Here is a 17,777-nt window from a genome sequence, read left to right as displayed (position 1 = left end):
TGGTTAACTCTAGTTATCTTTCCTGAAGTTTAACCCGGCGATTAAGGAAGTTCATAAATAGGGAAATAATCAGGTTGATGGTTAGATAGGTTGCCATAATAATTAGCATGACCTCTACCGCCCTCCCACTCTGGTTAAAGGTGGTGTTAGCTACATTATAAAGGTCAGCATAAGCTACAGCGATCGCTAAACTGGAATTTTTCGCCAAGTTCAAATATTGACTATTGAGAGGAGGAATAATCACCCGCAAAGCCTGGGGAAACACGACCAGACGCATGACTAAACCTGATTTTAACCCTAGGGATCTGGCGGCTTCCCATTGTCCTTTGGCTACAGATTGAATCCCGGCGCGGACAATTTCGGCAATATAAGCAGCAGTATAAAATACTAACCCCACTAACAAAGCACTAAATTCAATAGTTAGCCTGAGACCACCTCGTAAAATGGGATTGTTTTCGCTTCCGGTAATGGCGGGAACTTCCCAACCAAAGCCAAACAGGATGATTAACAACGACACTAGGGCGATGATACCTAGGGCGATTAATTGGGGTTGACCAGAAACCCCCTTTTCTACCATAATTTTAGTGCGTTGTTTCCAAATTACAAAAGAGGCGATCGCTGCTATTACCAAAAACCCTAACCACACCCAAATTAGAGAACTAGATGGCCAAGGAATAAACAGTCCCCGCTGAGTTAGGAAAATGGCATTAAAAACCCCCAGGCGATCGCTAACTGGGGGGAGTTGTAGAAATATTCCATACCAGAATAGTAGTTGTAGCAGTAGGGGTGTATTTCTGACTATTTCTACATATACTAACCCAATTTGACGCAGTAGCCAGTTACTGGAAAAATAGGAAATTCCCGCAATAATTCCTACAATGGTCGTCAGGATAATCCCAAAAAACATCACTCGCAGCGTGTTCACTAAACCCGCTAGGAGAACCTGTCTATAGGGATCTGTCGGTTGGTAGGGGATGATACTTTCACCGATCGCAAATCCGGCGGTACTATTTAAAAATCCGAACCCGAACCTAATTCCGCTTCTTTGTAGGTTCTGATTCAGGTTAATGGTAAATATGCTAATAATCGCGATCACAATTACTAGGATGATTACCTGGAAGGCGATTTTCCAGAAGCGATCGTCTCGCCAAAGGGGGATTTTCGGTTGATTTGGATTCGTTGTCATTTTCCCTGATTTGTGATTTTGGGTGCGGTATTTTCAGCATAATTAACTATTGCTAAAATAGCCGTACAAATTGCTACTAATTAACTACTGATTTTTAGACATTTATTGAGAGTTTTTATCATTAGTTAATATTCTTGCCCACAATAACTGGGATGATCATAGTACAAAATTAGCCCATGTAGTCAACTGGCAATCAACCAGGAAAACCCGATAAATAGCCACGCCACCACCGCCAGAGGGGTTGAAAGTCCCATATATACCCGCAACCGCGCCTAACCAGGAGTGGGAAGCGGGCTGATCTTGTCTCATCTTACTACCGCGCCATGTTCAACCGCAATCACTTTTGGCGGCTGACTCGGGCAAATCCCCATCTGGGAAAATTCCATAAAACTTAACAGGGACTTAGTGAGAATATATACGAATAATGTCCTATGATGGTAGAGGGTATTGATTGGAAACTTTATCAATAAACCCGGCGCACAGTTAAAGGAAGGTTAACAGAACTAACGATGTCTGAGTCTGCTATCTTGGATATGGTAGGGATATCAAAGCAGTATCCCAACACTTACACCCCCGCCGTCGAGGATATAAGCATAACCTTGAACCAGGGAGATATTCTGAGTCTACTGGGTCCGTCTGGATGTGGTAAAACTACTCTGTTGCGGATAATTGCAGGGTTTGAACAGCCAGATAGGGGAGTGGTAGAGATTGCGGGACAGGTGGTTTCTGGGTTCAAACAGTGGGTTCCCCCAGAACGTCGGGGGGTGGGTATGGTGTTCCAGAATTATGCCTTGTTTCCTCACCTGACAGTAGCCCAAAATATTGCTTTTGGTTTGGAAACTCTCCGCCAAAAATCCCCCAAACAACTACAGTTGCGAGTGGCGGAAGTGTTAGAATTGGTGGGGTTGTCGGGATATGCCGATCGCTATCCCCATGAAATCTCTGGGGGACAACAGCAACGGGTGGCTTTAGCACGAGCCTTGGCCCCTAATCCGGCGTTGGTATTATTGGATGAACCCCTGAGTAATTTAGATGTACAAGTGCGGCTGAAATTGCGCCAGGAATTGCGGGAAATTCTGAAAGCAGCACGAGCATCAGCGGTGTTTGTTACCCATGACCAAGAAGAGGCTTTATCAATTTCTGACTGGGTGGCGGTAATGCGCCATGGACATTTGGAACAGTGGGGGACTCCAGAGGAAATTTACCTAGAACCGGCTTCTCGGTTTGTGGCGGAGTTTGTTACCCAGGCTAATTTTATCCCAGCACAGCGCCGGGGGAATTTGTGGGAAACTGAGGTGGGCTGTTTTGCGATCGCCTCTAACTTGGATTTGGATGATGATTCCGATATCACTGAAAAAGCAGATTTGATGGTGCGCCAAGAAGATTTTATCCTCAAACCTGACGAAACGGCTTCGGTGGTGATTCGCGATCGCCAGTTTTTGGGTCGCGAACTTCATTATTGTTTACAGGTTCCTTCTGGAGGTGAACTGATTGCTCGTACTCCCTTCGGAGGGGGATCGCTTCCTGTCGGTATGCGAGTACAGGTGATGTTTCCTCAAGACTCCGTGCGCGTGTTTCCCTCTGTTTCTGGCTCTGGAACTCCCAGATCAGCTTATGTATCGGCTCCCCATTAAGGTAGTCCCCCCGAATTTTGCTTTACAAAACTTTAAATTTTTCCGGTTCTGATCACAAAGATTAACCAAATGTTGAATTGTGATCAGTTTTTGGTAAGATCTGGTTAGAGCAGCTAAGTTGTAGAACGGCTGAGGAGGGGGTAATGCCAAGAAAGAAAAAACGGGGAGTCACGACTTTGTATTCAGAAACTAAGGTAAAAATAGGGGTGTCGCTAACACCCACAGGAGCGAAATTATTAAGCACAACTGCTAAAGAGTTGGGTCTGTCGCGTTCGGAATTTGTCGAACGTATTGCTAGGGGTGACTTTAAGATCTCTATGGATGAAGAAGGCACAACTATTAGCCTGGCTAACACTAATACACAAACAGAAGTTGATGATCAATCCGATGATAGCCCGGCTATTACCGCCGAATTAGAAAAGCGATCGGCTGAATATGATCAACTTCAGCAGGAATACGAAACCCTGCAAAAACAAGTTATAGAACAGGCGAATACTATCGCTGAACTAGAACAAAAACTAGGTCAGTTGCCAGAATTACAAGCGCAACTTGAAAATAGTGTTCCGGCTAAGGAATATCATCACGTTCAGCAAGAACTCCAACAACATAAAGACTCAATTACTGACCTTAAAAAACAGCTTAAACGGATTGGAGAACTTGAGAGTAAACTGGCGAACACGGTTTCTCTGGAAGACCACGAAGCCCTGAAACAGCAAAATCAGGAAACTCTTAATCAACTCCAAAGCCAACTGGGTGACTCTCAAAAACTACAACAGCAATTAGAACAGCAGAAATCTACTGTGGCTGATTTGCAATCACAGTTAAAACAAACGGTGACGGCTGAGGTTCACCAAAAGCTACAACAGCAATTAGAACAGCAGAAATCTACTGTGGCTGATTTGCAATCACAGTTAAAACAAACGGTGACGGCTGAGGTTCACCAAAAGCTACAACAGCAATTAGAACAGCAGAAATCTACTGTGGCTGATTTGCAATCACAGTTAAAACAAACGGTGACGGCTGAGGTTCACCAAAAGCTACAACAGCAATTAGAACAGCAGAAATCTACTGTGGCTGATTTGCAATCACAGTTAAAACAAACTGTGGCGGCTGAGGTTCACCAAAAGCTACAACAGCAATTAGAACAGCAGAAATCTACTGTGGCTGATTTGCAATCACAGTTAAAACAAACGGTGACGGCTGAGGTTCACCAAAAGCTACAACAGCAATTAGAACAGCAGAAATCTACTGTGGCTGATTTGCAATCACAGTTAAAACAAACTGTGGCGGCTGAGGTTCACCAAAAGCTACAACAGCAATTAGAACAGCAGAAATCTACTGTGGCTGATTTGCAATCACAGTTAAAACAAACGGTGACGGCTGAGGTTCACCAAAAGCTACAACAGCAATTAGAACAGCAGAAATCTACTGTGGCTGATTTGCAATCACAGTTATCTGCAAGTGTTTCCATGGACACCTACCAGAAACTCGAACAGGAAGCAGAACAACACAAAAACCTGATTAATCAGTTACAAGAACAGTTAGAAAATCGACAAACAGAAATGGCTGAGGTTCGGCAAAAACTTACTCGTATTGCGGAACTGGAAGCTATGCTATCACAAACTGTTCCGGCGGATAAGTATAGCGCTTTACAAATACAATCAGAACATCAGCGCTATATGGTTGAAACCATGAAAAAACAGTTGTGGGATTTGGTCAGTTCAGAGAATAACCTAGAGTTTGGAGAACTGGAAACTGTTGATGGTCTGGTTAAATGCTGTGGGCTGGTTAGGCAAAAATTAGAGTCACAGGCGCGGGCGATTTCGGCTTTGCAACAAAGAACTCAGGAGTTGCAGAGTTTGGCAATGTTGGCTGAGTCTCATTTGAATAAGTGGAGTAACCGCATTTTTTCTAAGACTTATTAATGGCTGCTGTGGGTTTCTCTATTGGTTAATTTAAAGGCTAAAAAAAGGGCGCATCAGTTAGATAAAATGCGCCCCTAGAGTCTTGAAAAGGTTAGTGATGATTAAACAGTTAGATTAAACAGTTAACTGCTCGATCGCTTTTGTTTCCGGGTTGATGGACATTTTTTTCAGCCAGCTATAGTTAGCAGCTAAAGCACCAAAAAAGGTTTGATGTACGGCATAATTAACCCCAAATTCTTCACAAACTTCTGCTAAAATCGGGGCGATTTTAGGATAATGGATGTGGCAGATATGAGGAAATAGATGGTGGACGGTTTGATAGTTTAATCCCCCTACATACCAGTTAATAATTGGGTTTTTGGGGGCAAAATCAACGGTGGTTTTTACTTGTGCGATCGCCCATTCATCATCAATGTGTAAATTGTCGGGGTCTAAAAATTCCGCCGGTTCAATGACATGGGCTAACATAAATACGACACAGGCGATCAGTCCATGGGTCATATACACAATAGAAGCGCCGATAACTGCTTCTAAGGGAGAATAACCAACGGCGATCGGTATAATTAAAAACACAGCCACACCGAAGGCTTTAAAGGCGAGCAAGGTTGCTATATCTACCCATGTCGGGGGGGGGATTTCGTGGTCATGATATTGGCGCTTAAATAGCATAGTTTGTACATCTGCTATAGACCAATAGTAGGGGATAAACGGATAGACAAACCAAATGAACCAATGTTGATAGCGATGATACCAGCGATATTCCATGCTAGGAGACATCCGCACCAATTCATCCCCATGAATTTCCACATCATGACCTAAAATGTTGGTGTAGGTATGATGAAGTACATTGTGGCGAAACTTCCATAAATAACTAGAAACTCCGATCGCATCATGGGTTAATCCAGATAGATAATTCACCCATTGATATTTAGAATAACCTCCATGATTTCCGTCATGGCTAATGTTAAAACCGACGGCGGAAACTCCAAAACCTAAAACAATGCAACCCAGTAGTTTCATCCATAGCACATCAGGACCAAAAACCACGAAGGTCCAAGCTGATACTACCCAAGCCAAAATAATTGCTGTTTTCAGGTACATGGCGGGGTTATCACGAGGGGAAATATTCTCCGCTTCAAAATAAGCGTTTACTCGACGATTTAGTTCTTTGCGGAACCCAATACTTTTCCCAAAAGTTACTTTTGACGTTGTTGATGTCATTAAACCAAAATTTTATTGATCACAAGCATGAGATTATAACACTGGTGGCAAAAAAAAACTTCACTGTCAACCCATGTCCCTAAAAATTAAGGTTTTTTTAAGACTTTTGTGGAGATAGCCCACACCAGGGCCAGCCCTTAGGGAATCATGGAACTTGATTATATTTCGCAAATATCAACAGTGGACAACATAGGCAAATGTCAATAATTGCTGGCAAAATTAGCCCCAAAAAATTGGTATTTTGGCAAATTTATTGTATAATTTAAATGGGGATATTAACCTTAAATATCCTCACCTGAAATAGGAGAAAGTTATGCAAGAAATGTCTCAGGGGGCAACGGGACTGCGACAACGTATCGCCCAACTATCAGCCAATCCTAATGCTCAAGCCATTGCCATTGGAGTGACAGCAGTAGCGCTGACTCCAGTGGTTTTGCCCCTGGTTAAGCCAGTTCTGAAGGCTACGATTAAATCGGGTGTGACTTTGTTTGAAAAAGCTAAAGTCGCTATGGCTGAAACTGGGGAAATGGTGGCAGACATAGCAGCAGAAGCCAAAGCGGAAGCCTTGACCGAAGCCCAAAAAAGGGCTAGTTTAAAGTCGGCTATTTCTACCCCGCAACTCTCGCCCAACCAGGAATAAGCTAAAGGGGGATTGAGACTATAATTATAGGTGGCTTGAATATTCTATCAGCCACCTGTGGATGTATTACGATTAATTCAAAACTGATAATTCGTGAGCATTCCCATGGTTGAAAGCCTCAGAACTTGGGGTAATCATGGGCTTATAGATAGAATTGGATAACTCCCGTTCCTTAGCTTCTGCTATCCACTGGGAGAGTGGAATTTCTCGACGACGTGATGAAGATAACCGGGGTTTACTAACTGTCTTGGTGTTTGTGTGAGAAATTTTAGTAATAGCTGGCAGGAGTTTTGGCCCTAAAACCAACACCCCCAGACCTACCCAGGTTAAGGGATGATTGCCATGTCCATCCTCGATCATCTCTTTGAAATGAAAGGTGAGTACCGATTTTTCCAAATGAATCAGAGACATAACTCGTTCGACTCAAATATAATAACATCAAAATTCTGCTATTTATCAGGTTAGCAGGATTTGGCACATAACTGACAACAATTTGCAACAATTTGTATCGGGGGAGGAACTAGCCCCACCCGGAGGGCGGGTTTATTCATATCGTCCTGGGGAATTGAGAATTGACCATTATCAATTATCCATTATCCATTAATTACCGGGTGGGGTGGGGTGGGTTTATTCATATCGTCCTGGGGAATTGAGAATTGACTGCGGAACCCACCCCTACAATTATCCATTAATTACCGGGTGGGGTGGGGCGGGTTTATTCATATCGTCCTGGGGAATTGAGAATTGACTGGGGAGGCGCGCCCCGACCATTATTAATTATTAATTATTAATTATTAATTGTTCATCTGGTGTTCAACTAGGGGTCGGAGACTATTCATTCCGGCGGCGATCGCCGAACCATTGTGGATAGCAGTAGCCACTAAGGGATTAAGTCCTACGGTGGAAGCCAACCCCAAAGCTGCTAAATTCGGGGCGACGACGAGAGCGATATTTTGGTCAATTAAATTGCGAGTTTGACGGGCGATATCAATGGCTTCTAAAACGTCTAAGAGGTTATTATTCATCAACACTACGTCGGCGGTTTCACGAGCAATATCAGAGCCATGTTGAAAGGAAATGGAAACATCCGCATAAGCCAAAGCGACGGAATCATTTAATCCATCTCCGATAAAGGCGACAGTCCGACCGGCGCGATGTAAATCACGAACAATACGAGCTTTTTCATCGGGGAAGGCTTCGGCATAAACCCGCGATTTGGGAATCCCTAATTGTTCAGCAACTAAGGCGGCGCGTTGGGGGTTATCTCCGGTGAGTAAATGGACTTCGATCGCATAATTTTTTTGCAGGGCTTGTATGAGGCGATCGCTTTCTGGTTTCAGGGGGTCAGTATATTCAATCACCCCTTGAAAATCGCCATCACAAGCGACATAAATTTGGGTCATTTGGCTAGTAGAAATCAGGGAATTATCACCCCAATTAACCCGCTGTTGTTCGAGAAAACGTTGACTTCCCACCAATACCTGATGACCTTCAATTTGCGCTCGTACTCCCAAGCCTAAATCATAGAACCATTCTCCTCGTGGGGGAATAGTAATGTCAAGTTGAGCAGCATAATTAACGATCGCCTCGGCGACGGGGTGATTAAGTCTCATTTCCGCGGCCGCCGCCAGTTTTAGCAGTTCGGTTTCGGACATTCCTCCGGGAAGCGTCCGCACGGCAGCGATCGCAATTTCACCCTCGGTCAGAGTTCCGGTTTTATCAAAAACCACGGTATCAACTTCGGCGAGTTGTTCCAAAGTACGACCACTGCGAACCAAGATACCATGGCGGGTTGTATGATTTAATGCACCCCAAAAAGCTGTCGGAATTGACACTCTAATTCCGGTGACAAAATCGAGGGTAAGAATAGCGGCAGCCCTAGCAGCATCTCGGCTAGTAACTAATACAATACCCGCCAAAAGTAGAGAAGGCAAGATTAACCTATCTGCGACTTTTTCGGCATAATTAGCCATGCGGGTATCATAAACGGGAGCCTTTTGTAATAATTCTATACTCAAAGCAGCCCTAGTTTGAGAACCGACGCGATCGGCTTTTAAGTAAAGCTGTCCTGAACGCACCAAAGTCGAAGCTAAAACCGACTCTCCCACCCGTTTAACTAATGGCATTGCTTCCCCAGTTAAACCCTGTTCATCAATAACGGCTTCTCCTTTTAAGACAGTACCATCTACGGGGATTTGTTCCCCCGGATAAACGACGACTTTATCCCCCACCTGAAGGCGATCGCTTGGGATTTGTTTCGGGGGTAAATCATCATCCACCACCACCCATGCAAACCTACCAATAGCATCCATCAAACTCGCCGTGCGTACCTCCGTCGCCCGCGCCGTTTGTTCCCGAATTACATCCCCCAATTCATGCAGTAAAATCACCATAGCCGGGGTAACTAACTTACCCTGAGTCGCACTTAAACTCAGGGCGAGAAAATCCAGACAATCAATATTCAACCTTCGCTGATTAATCAGGCTGTTAAAAGCCCGTTTAGCCACAGGAAAAGCCGCTAGAATAAACGCTATTCTCGCCACAGGGCGCAATGGTGTTAATTGCGGAAACCGACTTAAAACCGCCAACGCAGTCGCTATAATTGGCAGCCGCAGACTCGACTCAGTTTCCTCTAAAGTCCCTGATTCTTCCTGGGTTTCCGGCTCATTATTAACACCATAAATTGGCTTATCATAAAATTGATGATTTGTCAAGTCTTTGACTACATTAATCACCAAATTTGATAAATCAACCGCCGCTAATTTATTCGGGACATATTGCACCACCATACAGGCGGCTATGGGGTTAATCCGCACATAGGTAATACCGGAGTTTTTTGCTAAAATCGGCTGAATTTCAGTAGCTAATTGGGGATGTTTAGCTAATAGGGGAATGCGAAAGCGAGTCCGTCCAGCTACCTGATGAATAACCTGGCATTCTTGATTAGATAATGATGTTGATATCGCGGTGGTCATGATGTGGGTTCAGAATCATCGGAGACGGAATTTGTATCAGGTTCAGCAGTAGTTTCAGCCTTTTCTAGGATAGTAACTAAATACATACCTAACTCCAATTCCGAAACCCCAGCCGGGTCATATTGAATAATCAAAGATGCAGCGGTGCGGTTAATGCGTACCGACTTAACTAGCTGTTCATCAGACAACAGTTTTTCTAAGCGTTTCGCATAGAGAACATCAGTCATTAAACGGGGAATACGCAGCCGAAGCCGTCCGGGTATAGAATGAACAATAGTATAATCTTCGGTTTCAGTTGTGGTAGCTTTCGGACTATTATCTTGATGGTTATTAGGACTTGTGGCTTGAGTGGAATTAGTAGCGGGAGAGTTAGCTTTAGCCTCCTGCTTCAATTGTCGAACTAATTGGCGAATAATTGCAGCCATTAACAGGTTAACCATCAAGGCTTGCGCCCCCCGTAGCCGCAGGCGACTGGTAACTAATAAACCCGCTAACACAGGTAAAATCGTCACCACTTCCTCATAGTCTTCTAACCACCGACCTATTTGGGGAAGAATGTCGGGATTTTCTGCTGTTTGAACTTCGGTAGATAATGCTGAATCCGTCATGGTCAATTTACCTTATTTTCAGGACAGTATACCATCGATAATTTACCAACTATATAACTAGGAGAATTGACAACCTCTCCGGCGCTGATGTCGGTGTCCACCATAACAGTTGTTTTGATTAGATATGGCTATGGTTTGACTACCTCTGGTGACACAACGTTTAAAGGCGGGTAAATGGTTTTCTTGGGATGCACGTTGCAAATTTAAGAACACATTTTGTACATCCCAGTAATTTGATGTGTCTTTCAATAACCTTTGATACATTTCCCCATTTTCAATTTCGGCTTTAACTCCTTGTTCGCAGGCTTCTTGTACTGAGTCGGGGGGAATTATACGAGTTTCCCAATCATCCTCTGGTATGGGAATATTATACCTTATAAACAGTGGAATTAATGCCTGTATATGCCTTTTTTCGGCTGCGATAATATTCACAAATGGTCTAATCGGTCCGAATTTTTGGATAATTAACCGATAGGTAGCACAGGCTTTATATTCATCCTGTATGGCTTCACATAAAGCCTGTTTAAGACTATCCAGGGCTGGATTATCTGACATTTTGATTAACTCCTGATTAACTCATTAAATTAGGGAGATATCCATTGGTAAAACTCGATCGCTTCTGGGGGGCAACTATGACAGCCCCCGCAGGCTTTACCCTCCACTTTACAAACTCGCCCCTTTCTAATTAATTTGCCCAGCATGAATCGCAGGGTATCAGCATCAATTTTCATCTGATGTTCTAATTCTGCCAAAGAAACGCGACCATGATTTCTGAGATGATTTTGCAGTTGTTGAAGTAGCATAGTTGACGACGGGATAAATGGTGCGATCGCTAGTCTCTATGGTATCATGAATATACCTGTTAACACCGATAACCATAAATTCACAAATCCTTGAGACTAGCTACAGCCAAAAGGCTAATAACCTGCTTTTTTGGCAAGTCTAACCCTGGCTACAAACGGGGAGAATGGCGACGGTTGCTAACAGCTTTGAGACTAACTAAAGTAGCACCCATGACGATACAGAGTCCCATCAATAAACCCAAAGCCTCTCCGGTATTTTGTGATAAAGTCATAGCCTGATAGTAGAAACTAGCAACCCAGTAGGCTAGTCCAGTAGTCCAAGCAGCCACAAACACCGTCCAACCGAGATTAGTTTCCCGGTAAACAGCAGCAATGGCAGACACACAGGGGAAATAAAGCAACACAAATAACAGGAAAGCAAAAGCGGCGGTAGAACTACCAAACCTTTGAGACATTTGACCAAAGGTGCTATAACTAACCTCCTGTGCTGTGGCGGCTTCTTCCTGATTATCAGTGCTTTCCATAATACTTAAACCAACCGGATCAAGTATTTGATTACCTAAATCAGCTAAGTTAGCGGGAATACTAGCAAAGGCTTCGGCGATACCTCCCCAAAAACTAAATTCTTCTTCGGGTTCTTCCACTGAGTCGGCAGCGGATGCTTCATCAGCCCCTAATTGCTTATAAAGGGCATCCATACTGCCAACCATGACCTCTTTAGCAAATACTCCGGTAAATAAGCCGACAGTAGCCGGCCAATTATCTTGAGTGATTCCCATGGGGCTAAAAACTGGGGTAATTGTGCGACTAACGGCACTTAAAAGAGAATCCTGGCTATCCTGTTTCCCAAAAGAACCATCAGTTCCGACAGAATTTAATAAACCCAGAATTAACACGACAATAACAATCATTTTCCCAGCGCGGGTGATAAAGGCTTTTAACCTTTCCCAAGCGCGGATTAATACACCTTTGGGGGTGGGAATATGATAGGGGGGTAATTCCATGACAAAGGGGGAAGATTGACCGCGTAAGAGGGTATGCTTCATGACTAACCCGGTGAACACGGCTGCTAAAATCCCGATGATGTAAAGCAAGAAAACGATATTTTGTCCGTTTCTGGGGAAAAATGCGGCTACAAACAGGGCATAAACTGGCAGGCGCGCCCCACAGGACATAAAGGGATTCATTAAGACGGTCATTAGACGATCGCGAGGATTTTCTAAAGTGCGGGTTGCCATAATACCGGGAATATTGCAGCCAAAACCGACCATCATTGGCACAAAAGACTTACCCGGAAGCCCCATAAACCGCATAAACCGATCCATAACAAAGGCGGCGCGGGCGAGATAGCCAGAGTCTTCTAAGATGGCTAGACAGATAAACATTAAGGCAATTTGGGGGATAAATGTAGCGGTGGTTTGGATACCGCCGCCAACTCCTTCGGCTAGAGTACCGATTAACCAACCGGGGGCGTTAATTTGCTCAAGGCCATGAGCCATGCCATCTACAAATACGGTGCCGAAGGCGATATCAAAAAAGTCGATAAATGCGCCACCAAAGTTAATGGAAATCAGGAACATCAGGTACATGACTACCAAAAAAATGGGTATACCCCAGGCGCGACTGAGGACTACCTGATCAATGCGATCGGAAACGTGCTGTTGTACTAGGTCCGATCGCTGTGTGATACCCTGTAACATCTGATGAATCCAGCTATAGCGCGCATCAGCAATCAATAAGTCGATATCTTCTCCCAGGGTTTGGTGTATGCGGTGGCGGTGGGTGGCAATTTGCTTAACGACATCTTGATTAACCAAACTTTGGCGATCGTCATATTGCAATAAACTGAGACTTTGCCAACGATGGTCTGGGGGTAAGTAGTTATATTGTTGGGCTACCGATTCGGTAATTTCACTTAGGGCGGCTTCGATAACGGCTGGATAGGCGACTTTGGCTTGGGGGCGGTCTGCCATAAGTATGGCATCTCGGACAATTTCCCGCAGTTGTTCTACCCCTCGCCCAGAACTAGCACTCATGGGAATTACCGGACAGCCTAAGCGATCGCCTAATTGTTGGGCATCAATGGTAATTTGCCGCTGCTGGGCTATATCTATCATATTCAGGGCGATCGCGATCGGTAAACCCATTTCCAGCAGTTGGGTGGTTAGATACAGATTTCGCTCTAGGTTCGACGCATCTACGATATTGATAATTAGGGTGGCTTCACCCGATAGTAAATAGTCTCGCGCTACCTGTTCATCTAATCCAGTGCTGGCATCTTCCACGTCCAGAGAGTAAACCCCTGGCAGGTCAATCACCTTGATGGTCTGGTTTTGATAACGATAGCTTCCCTCTTTCCGTTCTACGGTAACTCCGGGCCAGTTACCTACCCGCTGATTACTACCAGTTAAAGCATTAAATAGGGTCGTTTTCCCACAGTTAGGGTTTCCCACCAAAGCAATACAGGACATCGCTGCCTTATTATCGGTTTGGCGGTTCAGTTCCATAGACTGACTCACAATTTTGTTCCTCCTTTAGGATGGGTTGATTAATGCCACCTGAAGGGCATCTGCTTCGTCTTTGCGTAAACTCAGGTTAAATCCCCTGACCTCAATTTGGGTCGGGTCTCCTAAAGGTGCGTGGCGTTTGACTGTAAATTCCACCCCTGGAGTTAATCCCATGGCTAATAATTTCCGTTTGTAGCTACGCGCGCCGGGGTCATAACCAACCACCCGCAACCGAGAACCGATCGCCGCATGGCGCAACTGCACAACATTAGTCTTATTCATTGATGAGAGTTTCCTTTTCGACTGGGTGAGGTTTTCTGTGGCGACCTGAATATTCTCAGCCATATCTGCCCCCAGTCCTAAGCGATGGTCGCCTAGGGCGATAATCACTGATCCACTGGTTGTGGAACTAATGACATTTAATTCTACACCTGGCATTAACCCCATCCCCATTAGACGGGTATTGCCTCCGGCACAATTGAGAGCAACTATATATAAGCGATCGCCTACCTTCGCCTCCGACAAAGCAAAGGTTCCCGGAATTGATGATTCGCCCACTACAACCAATGATTCTGGTGATTCACTTATGGTGCGAGCATGACCAGTGTTGTCTTTGAGGTAAGTAAATCCTGACCAGCTTGATCCACCATCAAAGCAGTTCACGGATACATCGGCACAGTAGTTATCATTGTCCATAATCTATTGGCTCTATGTTGAGCTAATTGAGAATTAATTTTAACTAATACCATGTAACTAGGTGAAAAATCCCATTGTTAATAAATTTTTAACAAACCCCTATATCTTGAAAAAACGAATAATTATACCAAAAAAATTAATTTTGTCAACCCCTTGCAATATTTGTTTGCAGTGTGTTACATTTGTTTACAAGAAGTAAGAGAGGCAAAAATATTATGGTTCGTGGACAAATTATGGAAGAAGGCGGACGCGCAAATGTTTACGCGATCGAACCCCAAGTATATGTAGAGGAAGCGCAACAATTCGGTTTCAACAAATACGCAGAGAAACTCAACGGACGACTAGCTATGATCGGGTTTATATCCGCCCTAGCCTTAGAAGCGTTAACCGGACATGGTTTAATTGGCTGGTTAACTAGCCTGTAAAACCCAGATTTTCTCAGCCTATAATTCAGTAGCATTTCGGAGACTTGTATGAAAACAGATTTTAACTTTCCTAACAAATACTTAATCGGACCTGTAATCTTTCGACCGGACTTTAACAGTACCTCAGAAGTAATTACAGCTAACCAAGCCTGGTCTTTATTCTTCACAGGTGGTCAGGAAGACAAAGCCCTTGGTTATAATGCAGAATACGGCAGGTTTTTTACAAATTTACTGATGGCGATCGCCGTTAGTGGCGCTATTGGGGCTTTGATTTTCACTAACTTAGTCTAAGTCATCAAATTTACCTATCTCTCCCTATTCACTAATAACAAACCGTCCCTGTTTAGAAATAAGCAGGGACTTTTTTGGTTTTTCCCCGAATTCGCCCAACCTGTGATAAGATATTCCCGATATCGGTTCTAAGGGAAATCAGCCCTTAGAGGAAAGGGGGAAAGTCCGGTGTAAGTCCGGCGCTGTCCCGCAACTGTGATGGGACTCTGTTAGTCTCTCAGTCAGAATGCCCGCCGATAAGTAACCTATTGTTGATTCATCTGCGAGGTATGGATGATGGTTGATTTAGTATTTTCACAATCTAAATATCATAGCGATCGCCCATCTAAACTCTAGGAAAATCTCAACATTTATAGATAGCAAATCGCTATAATTTCGGAGGAGTCAAAAAACCGTGCATAAAATTCCTGTAACCATTATCACCGGATTTTTAGGGGCTGGAAAAACCACCCTGATCCGCCATTTACTGCAAAATAACCAAGGTCGTCGGATCGCGGTATTAGTCAATGAATTTGGCGAAGTAGGTATTGATGGCGAAATCCTCAAATCTTGCCAAGTTTGTGACGAAGAAGAAACGGAAACTAATATCATCGAATTAGCGAATGGTTGTCTGTGTTGCACCGTCCAGGAAGAGTTTTTGCCGACTATGCAAGAACTACTTAAACGCCAAGATGCGATTGATTCGATATTAATAGAAACCTCTGGTTTGGCTTTACCAAAGCCACTGGTTCAAGCCTTCCGATGGCCGGAAATTCGCACCAAAGCGACGGTAGATGGTGTGATTACGGTAGTTGATAGTGAAGCCCTAGCCAATGGTCAACTGGTGGGAGATTTAGAGGCTTTAGAAAAGCAGCGTCAAGCGGATGAAACTTTGGAACATGAAACACCAATCGAGGAGTTATTTGAAGACCAGTTAGCTTGTGCTGATTTGGTACTTTTGACGAAAGGCGATCGCATTGATGAAGAGTCTCAGCAGCGGGTTCAGCAATGGCTAAAACAGGAGTTAACCCCAGGAGTGCAGACGGTTTCCTGTCAGCAAGGTAAAATTTCCGCTGACATATTATTAGGCTTTAATGCAGCGGTAGAAGACCATCTGGACAGTCGCCCAAGTCACCATGACCAGGAAGAGGAACACGAACACGATGATGATATCAATGCTGTGCATTTAGTCTTAGATCCAGTCAGGGACTCCGCCAGTTTAGTCAATCAACTAAAGGCGATCGCCCAGCAGTGGGAAATCTACCGCATCAAAGGTTTTATAGCCGTAGCCAATAAACCCATGCGGATGGTAGTTCAAGGAGTCGGAAACCGATTTGATACCTTCTTCGATCGCCCCTGGAAAACCGACGAACCTCGCCAAACTCAACTGGTGTTTATTGGTCGTAGTCTTAATCAGGAACAAATAGCGGCTTCTTTGGAATCAGAAACCATGGCGTTAAACGGGTAGAATTTGAGATATTTTAGGGGTAGTTGATAACCTCTCCCCAAGAAACCCGGTTTTTCCACAAACCGGGTCGATAATTCCCCCCCCGATTTTAGAAAAGATGAAAACCGTTAAATTTATAGATTTATTCGCCGGAATTGGGGGATTGCGACTCGGCTTTGAGCAGGCGGTTGAGTCCTTCGGTTGCATCCCTGATTGTCTCCTCAGTAGTGAAATTGATAGGGATGCTAGACAGGTTTATCAAGCCAACTTTTCCGAAACTCCCCAAGGGGATATTAAGACCATTTCCTCCCTTCCCCCCCATCATGTTTTGCTGACTGGATTTCCTTGTCAAAGTTTCTCATACGCCGGTAAAAAAGCCGGATTTGGAGATACGCGGGGAACCTTGTTTTTTGAGATTTTACGCCTCATAGATAGCCAACAACCCCAGGCTTTTATTTTTGAGAATGTTCGCGGTTTAGTCACCCATGACCAAGGAAAAACCATTAACACAATTCGCCAAAAAATGCAAGATAGGGGTTATAGTTTTGACCTATTTTTACTGAATAGCTCCAACTATGGTGTCCCCCAAAATCGCGTCCGAGCCTATATGATGGGTGTGCTGAACCAAACCCCTCACTTCAACCTGGTGTCAGATTTGGGTGCTAAGGATTCTCACTCTTATCAGTCCGGTCAACTGTCTTTATTTTCTGGGTCTAAAACTCCCTGTACAGTCAGAGATATTTTAGAGGATAATCCCCCCCAACATTATGATTGTTCTGCGGAATTTACAACGGCGTTACGAACCTTTCTGAAGGGGGACTTAGAGAAATTACATGGGGTGAGACTGATTGACTATCGGGGGGGAAACTCGATTCACTCTTGGGAGTTGGGGTTACGGGGAGACTGTACCCCCCAGGAAATTGACCTGATGAATCGCTTGATTACTAAACGCCGCCATAAGGTTTTTGGTCAACATCAAGATGGGAAGTTACTTACCAAGGCTCAAATTGCTAGTTTTTATACCCATCCTAATTTAGCGCAATTATTAGCCTCTTTAGTTGACAAAAACTATCTGCAACTTATTGATGATAAATATAAGCCAGTGGCGGGTAATTTTTCCTTTGAAGTATATAAGTTTCTCGACCCCGATAAAATATCGGTGACTTTGGTGGCTAGTGATGGGAACCGATTGGGGGTATATTATGGGGGAAGAGTCCGTCGAATTACTCCCCGTGAGGCGGCGCGTTTACAGGGGTTTCCAGATTCTTTTCAACTTCACCCCAATCAGAATAAGGCTTATCGTCAGTTGGGAAATTCGGTTACCATTCCGGTGGTTAAAGCGATCGCTCAAGAGTTGTTACTAAACTTAATACCAACAGCTAAGACCCCATTTCTTGGGAAACCATAAATTTCCCTAAGCATTGGTAAAATCCCCTAATT

16 protein-coding genes and 1 riboswitch are annotated in these 17,777 nt (G+C 44.1%); of the genes, 7 read left to right on the top strand and 9 right to left on the bottom strand.

Annotation, left to right across the window (positions count from 1 at the left end; translation table 11 throughout):
• Nucleotides 1–13 precede the first annotated feature (13 nt).
• The gene (locus NLZ44_RS01445; RefSeq protein ID WP_493751653.1) at nucleotides 14–1,186 is read right to left on the bottom strand and encodes an amino acid ABC transporter permease; all 1,173 of its coding nucleotides are present in this window, start codon (nucleotides 1,184–1,186) and stop codon (nucleotides 14–16) included.
• 509 nt (nucleotides 1,187–1,695) lie between these two features.
• On the opposite strand from NLZ44_RS01445, the gene NLZ44_RS01440 reads away from it, so the two are divergent.
• Together NLZ44_RS01440 and NLZ44_RS01435 are read left to right on the top strand one after the other, a co-directional pair.
• Complete coding sequence (locus NLZ44_RS01440; RefSeq protein ID WP_493751652.1) at nucleotides 1,696–2,820, top strand: ABC transporter ATP-binding protein; 1,125 nt, start codon at nucleotides 1,696–1,698, stop codon at nucleotides 2,818–2,820.
• A 143-nt stretch (nucleotides 2,821–2,963) separates the two neighbouring features.
• Nucleotides 2,964–4,745, top strand: a complete 1,782-nt coding sequence (locus NLZ44_RS01435; protein WP_493751651.1) for a CopG family transcriptional regulator — start codon at nucleotides 2,964–2,966, stop codon at nucleotides 4,743–4,745.
• Nucleotides 4,746–4,859: 114 nt separating this feature from the next.
• Here NLZ44_RS01435 and NLZ44_RS01430 read toward each other — a convergent pair whose 3' ends face one another.
• Nucleotides 4,860–5,966, bottom strand: a complete 1,107-nt coding sequence (locus tag NLZ44_RS01430) for a fatty acid desaturase family protein (protein ID WP_493751650.1) — start codon at nucleotides 5,964–5,966, stop codon at nucleotides 4,860–4,862.
• A gap of 313 nt (nucleotides 5,967–6,279) precedes the next feature.
• Here NLZ44_RS01430 and NLZ44_RS01425 point away from each other — a divergent pair, with 313 nt between their 5' ends.
• A complete protein-coding gene (locus NLZ44_RS01425; protein ID WP_493751649.1) occupies nucleotides 6,280–6,606 on the top strand; it encodes a DUF5132 domain-containing protein in 327 nt (108 codons plus the stop codon).
• Nucleotides 6,607–6,678: 72 nt separating this feature from the next.
• On the opposite strand, the gene NLZ44_RS01420 is transcribed toward NLZ44_RS01425, so the two are convergent.
• The 7 genes from NLZ44_RS01420 to NLZ44_RS01390 form a co-directional block, all read right to left on the bottom strand.
• Complete coding sequence (locus NLZ44_RS01420) at nucleotides 6,679–7,017, bottom strand: hypothetical protein (protein WP_111892336.1); 339 nt, start codon at nucleotides 7,015–7,017, stop codon at nucleotides 6,679–6,681.
• Between the two features lie 383 nt (nucleotides 7,018–7,400).
• On the bottom strand, nucleotides 7,401–9,581 hold the full coding sequence (locus NLZ44_RS01415) for a heavy metal translocating P-type ATPase (protein ID WP_493751648.1): 2,181 nt from the start codon (nucleotides 9,579–9,581) through the stop codon (nucleotides 7,401–7,403).
• Nucleotides 9,578–10,189: an HMA2 domain-containing protein gene (locus NLZ44_RS01410; protein WP_493751647.1), complete on the bottom strand. Its 612-nt coding sequence runs from the start codon at nucleotides 10,187–10,189 to the stop codon at nucleotides 9,578–9,580. Before NLZ44_RS01410 ends, NLZ44_RS01415 begins: the two co-directional genes overlap by 4 nt.
• Before the next feature lie 57 nt (nucleotides 10,190–10,246).
• Complete coding sequence (locus NLZ44_RS01405) at nucleotides 10,247–10,744, bottom strand: ferritin-like domain-containing protein (RefSeq protein ID WP_493751646.1); 498 nt, start codon at nucleotides 10,742–10,744, stop codon at nucleotides 10,247–10,249.
• A gap of 29 nt (nucleotides 10,745–10,773) precedes the next feature.
• Nucleotides 10,774–10,992 carry a FeoC-like transcriptional regulator gene (locus tag NLZ44_RS01400; protein WP_111892328.1) on the bottom strand — a complete coding sequence of 73 codons (219 nt, stop codon included), beginning with the start codon at nucleotides 10,990–10,992 and terminating at the stop codon, nucleotides 10,774–10,776.
• 149 nt (nucleotides 10,993–11,141) lie between these two features.
• A complete protein-coding gene (gene feoB, locus NLZ44_RS01395; protein ID WP_493752929.1) occupies nucleotides 11,142–13,499 on the bottom strand; it encodes a Fe(2+) transporter permease subunit FeoB in 2,358 nt (785 codons plus the stop codon).
• Nucleotides 13,500–13,526: 27 nt separating this feature from the next.
• Nucleotides 13,527–14,195, bottom strand: a complete 669-nt coding sequence (locus tag NLZ44_RS01390; RefSeq protein ID WP_493751645.1) for a ferrous iron transport protein A — start codon at nucleotides 14,193–14,195, stop codon at nucleotides 13,527–13,529.
• 215 nt (nucleotides 14,196–14,410) lie between these two features.
• Here NLZ44_RS01390 and NLZ44_RS01385 point away from each other — a divergent pair, with 215 nt between their 5' ends.
• The 4 genes from NLZ44_RS01385 to dcm all read left to right on the top strand — a co-directional run bounded on the left by NLZ44_RS01385 (nucleotide 14,411) and on the right by dcm (nucleotide 17,745).
• Nucleotides 14,411–14,620 carry a high light inducible protein gene (locus NLZ44_RS01385; protein ID WP_493751644.1) on the top strand — a complete coding sequence of 70 codons (210 nt, stop codon included), beginning with the start codon at nucleotides 14,411–14,413 and terminating at the stop codon, nucleotides 14,618–14,620.
• Nucleotides 14,621–14,668: 48 nt separating this feature from the next.
• Nucleotides 14,669–14,911, top strand: a complete 243-nt coding sequence (locus NLZ44_RS01380) for a hypothetical protein (RefSeq protein ID WP_006624674.1) — start codon at nucleotides 14,669–14,671, stop codon at nucleotides 14,909–14,911.
• 106 nt (nucleotides 14,912–15,017) lie between these two features.
• A riboswitch (cobalamin riboswitch) is annotated at nucleotides 15,018–15,163 on the top strand.
• A 142-nt stretch (nucleotides 15,164–15,305) separates the two neighbouring features.
• Complete coding sequence (cobW, locus tag NLZ44_RS01375) at nucleotides 15,306–16,358, top strand: cobalamin biosynthesis protein CobW (RefSeq protein ID WP_493751643.1); 1,053 nt, start codon at nucleotides 15,306–15,308, stop codon at nucleotides 16,356–16,358.
• A gap of 97 nt (nucleotides 16,359–16,455) precedes the next feature.
• Nucleotides 16,456–17,745 (top strand): DNA (cytosine-5-)-methyltransferase, encoded by a 1,290-nt coding sequence (gene dcm / locus NLZ44_RS01370; RefSeq protein WP_493751642.1) that lies wholly within the window; start codon nucleotides 16,456–16,458, stop codon nucleotides 17,743–17,745.
• Nucleotides 17,746–17,777 lie beyond the last annotated feature (32 nt).

It is taken from the genome of Arthrospira sp. PCC 9901 (assembly GCF_059013425.1).
Note: the sequence above shows the minus strand (reverse complement) of the source record. Positions and strands in the feature narration are given on the sequence as shown.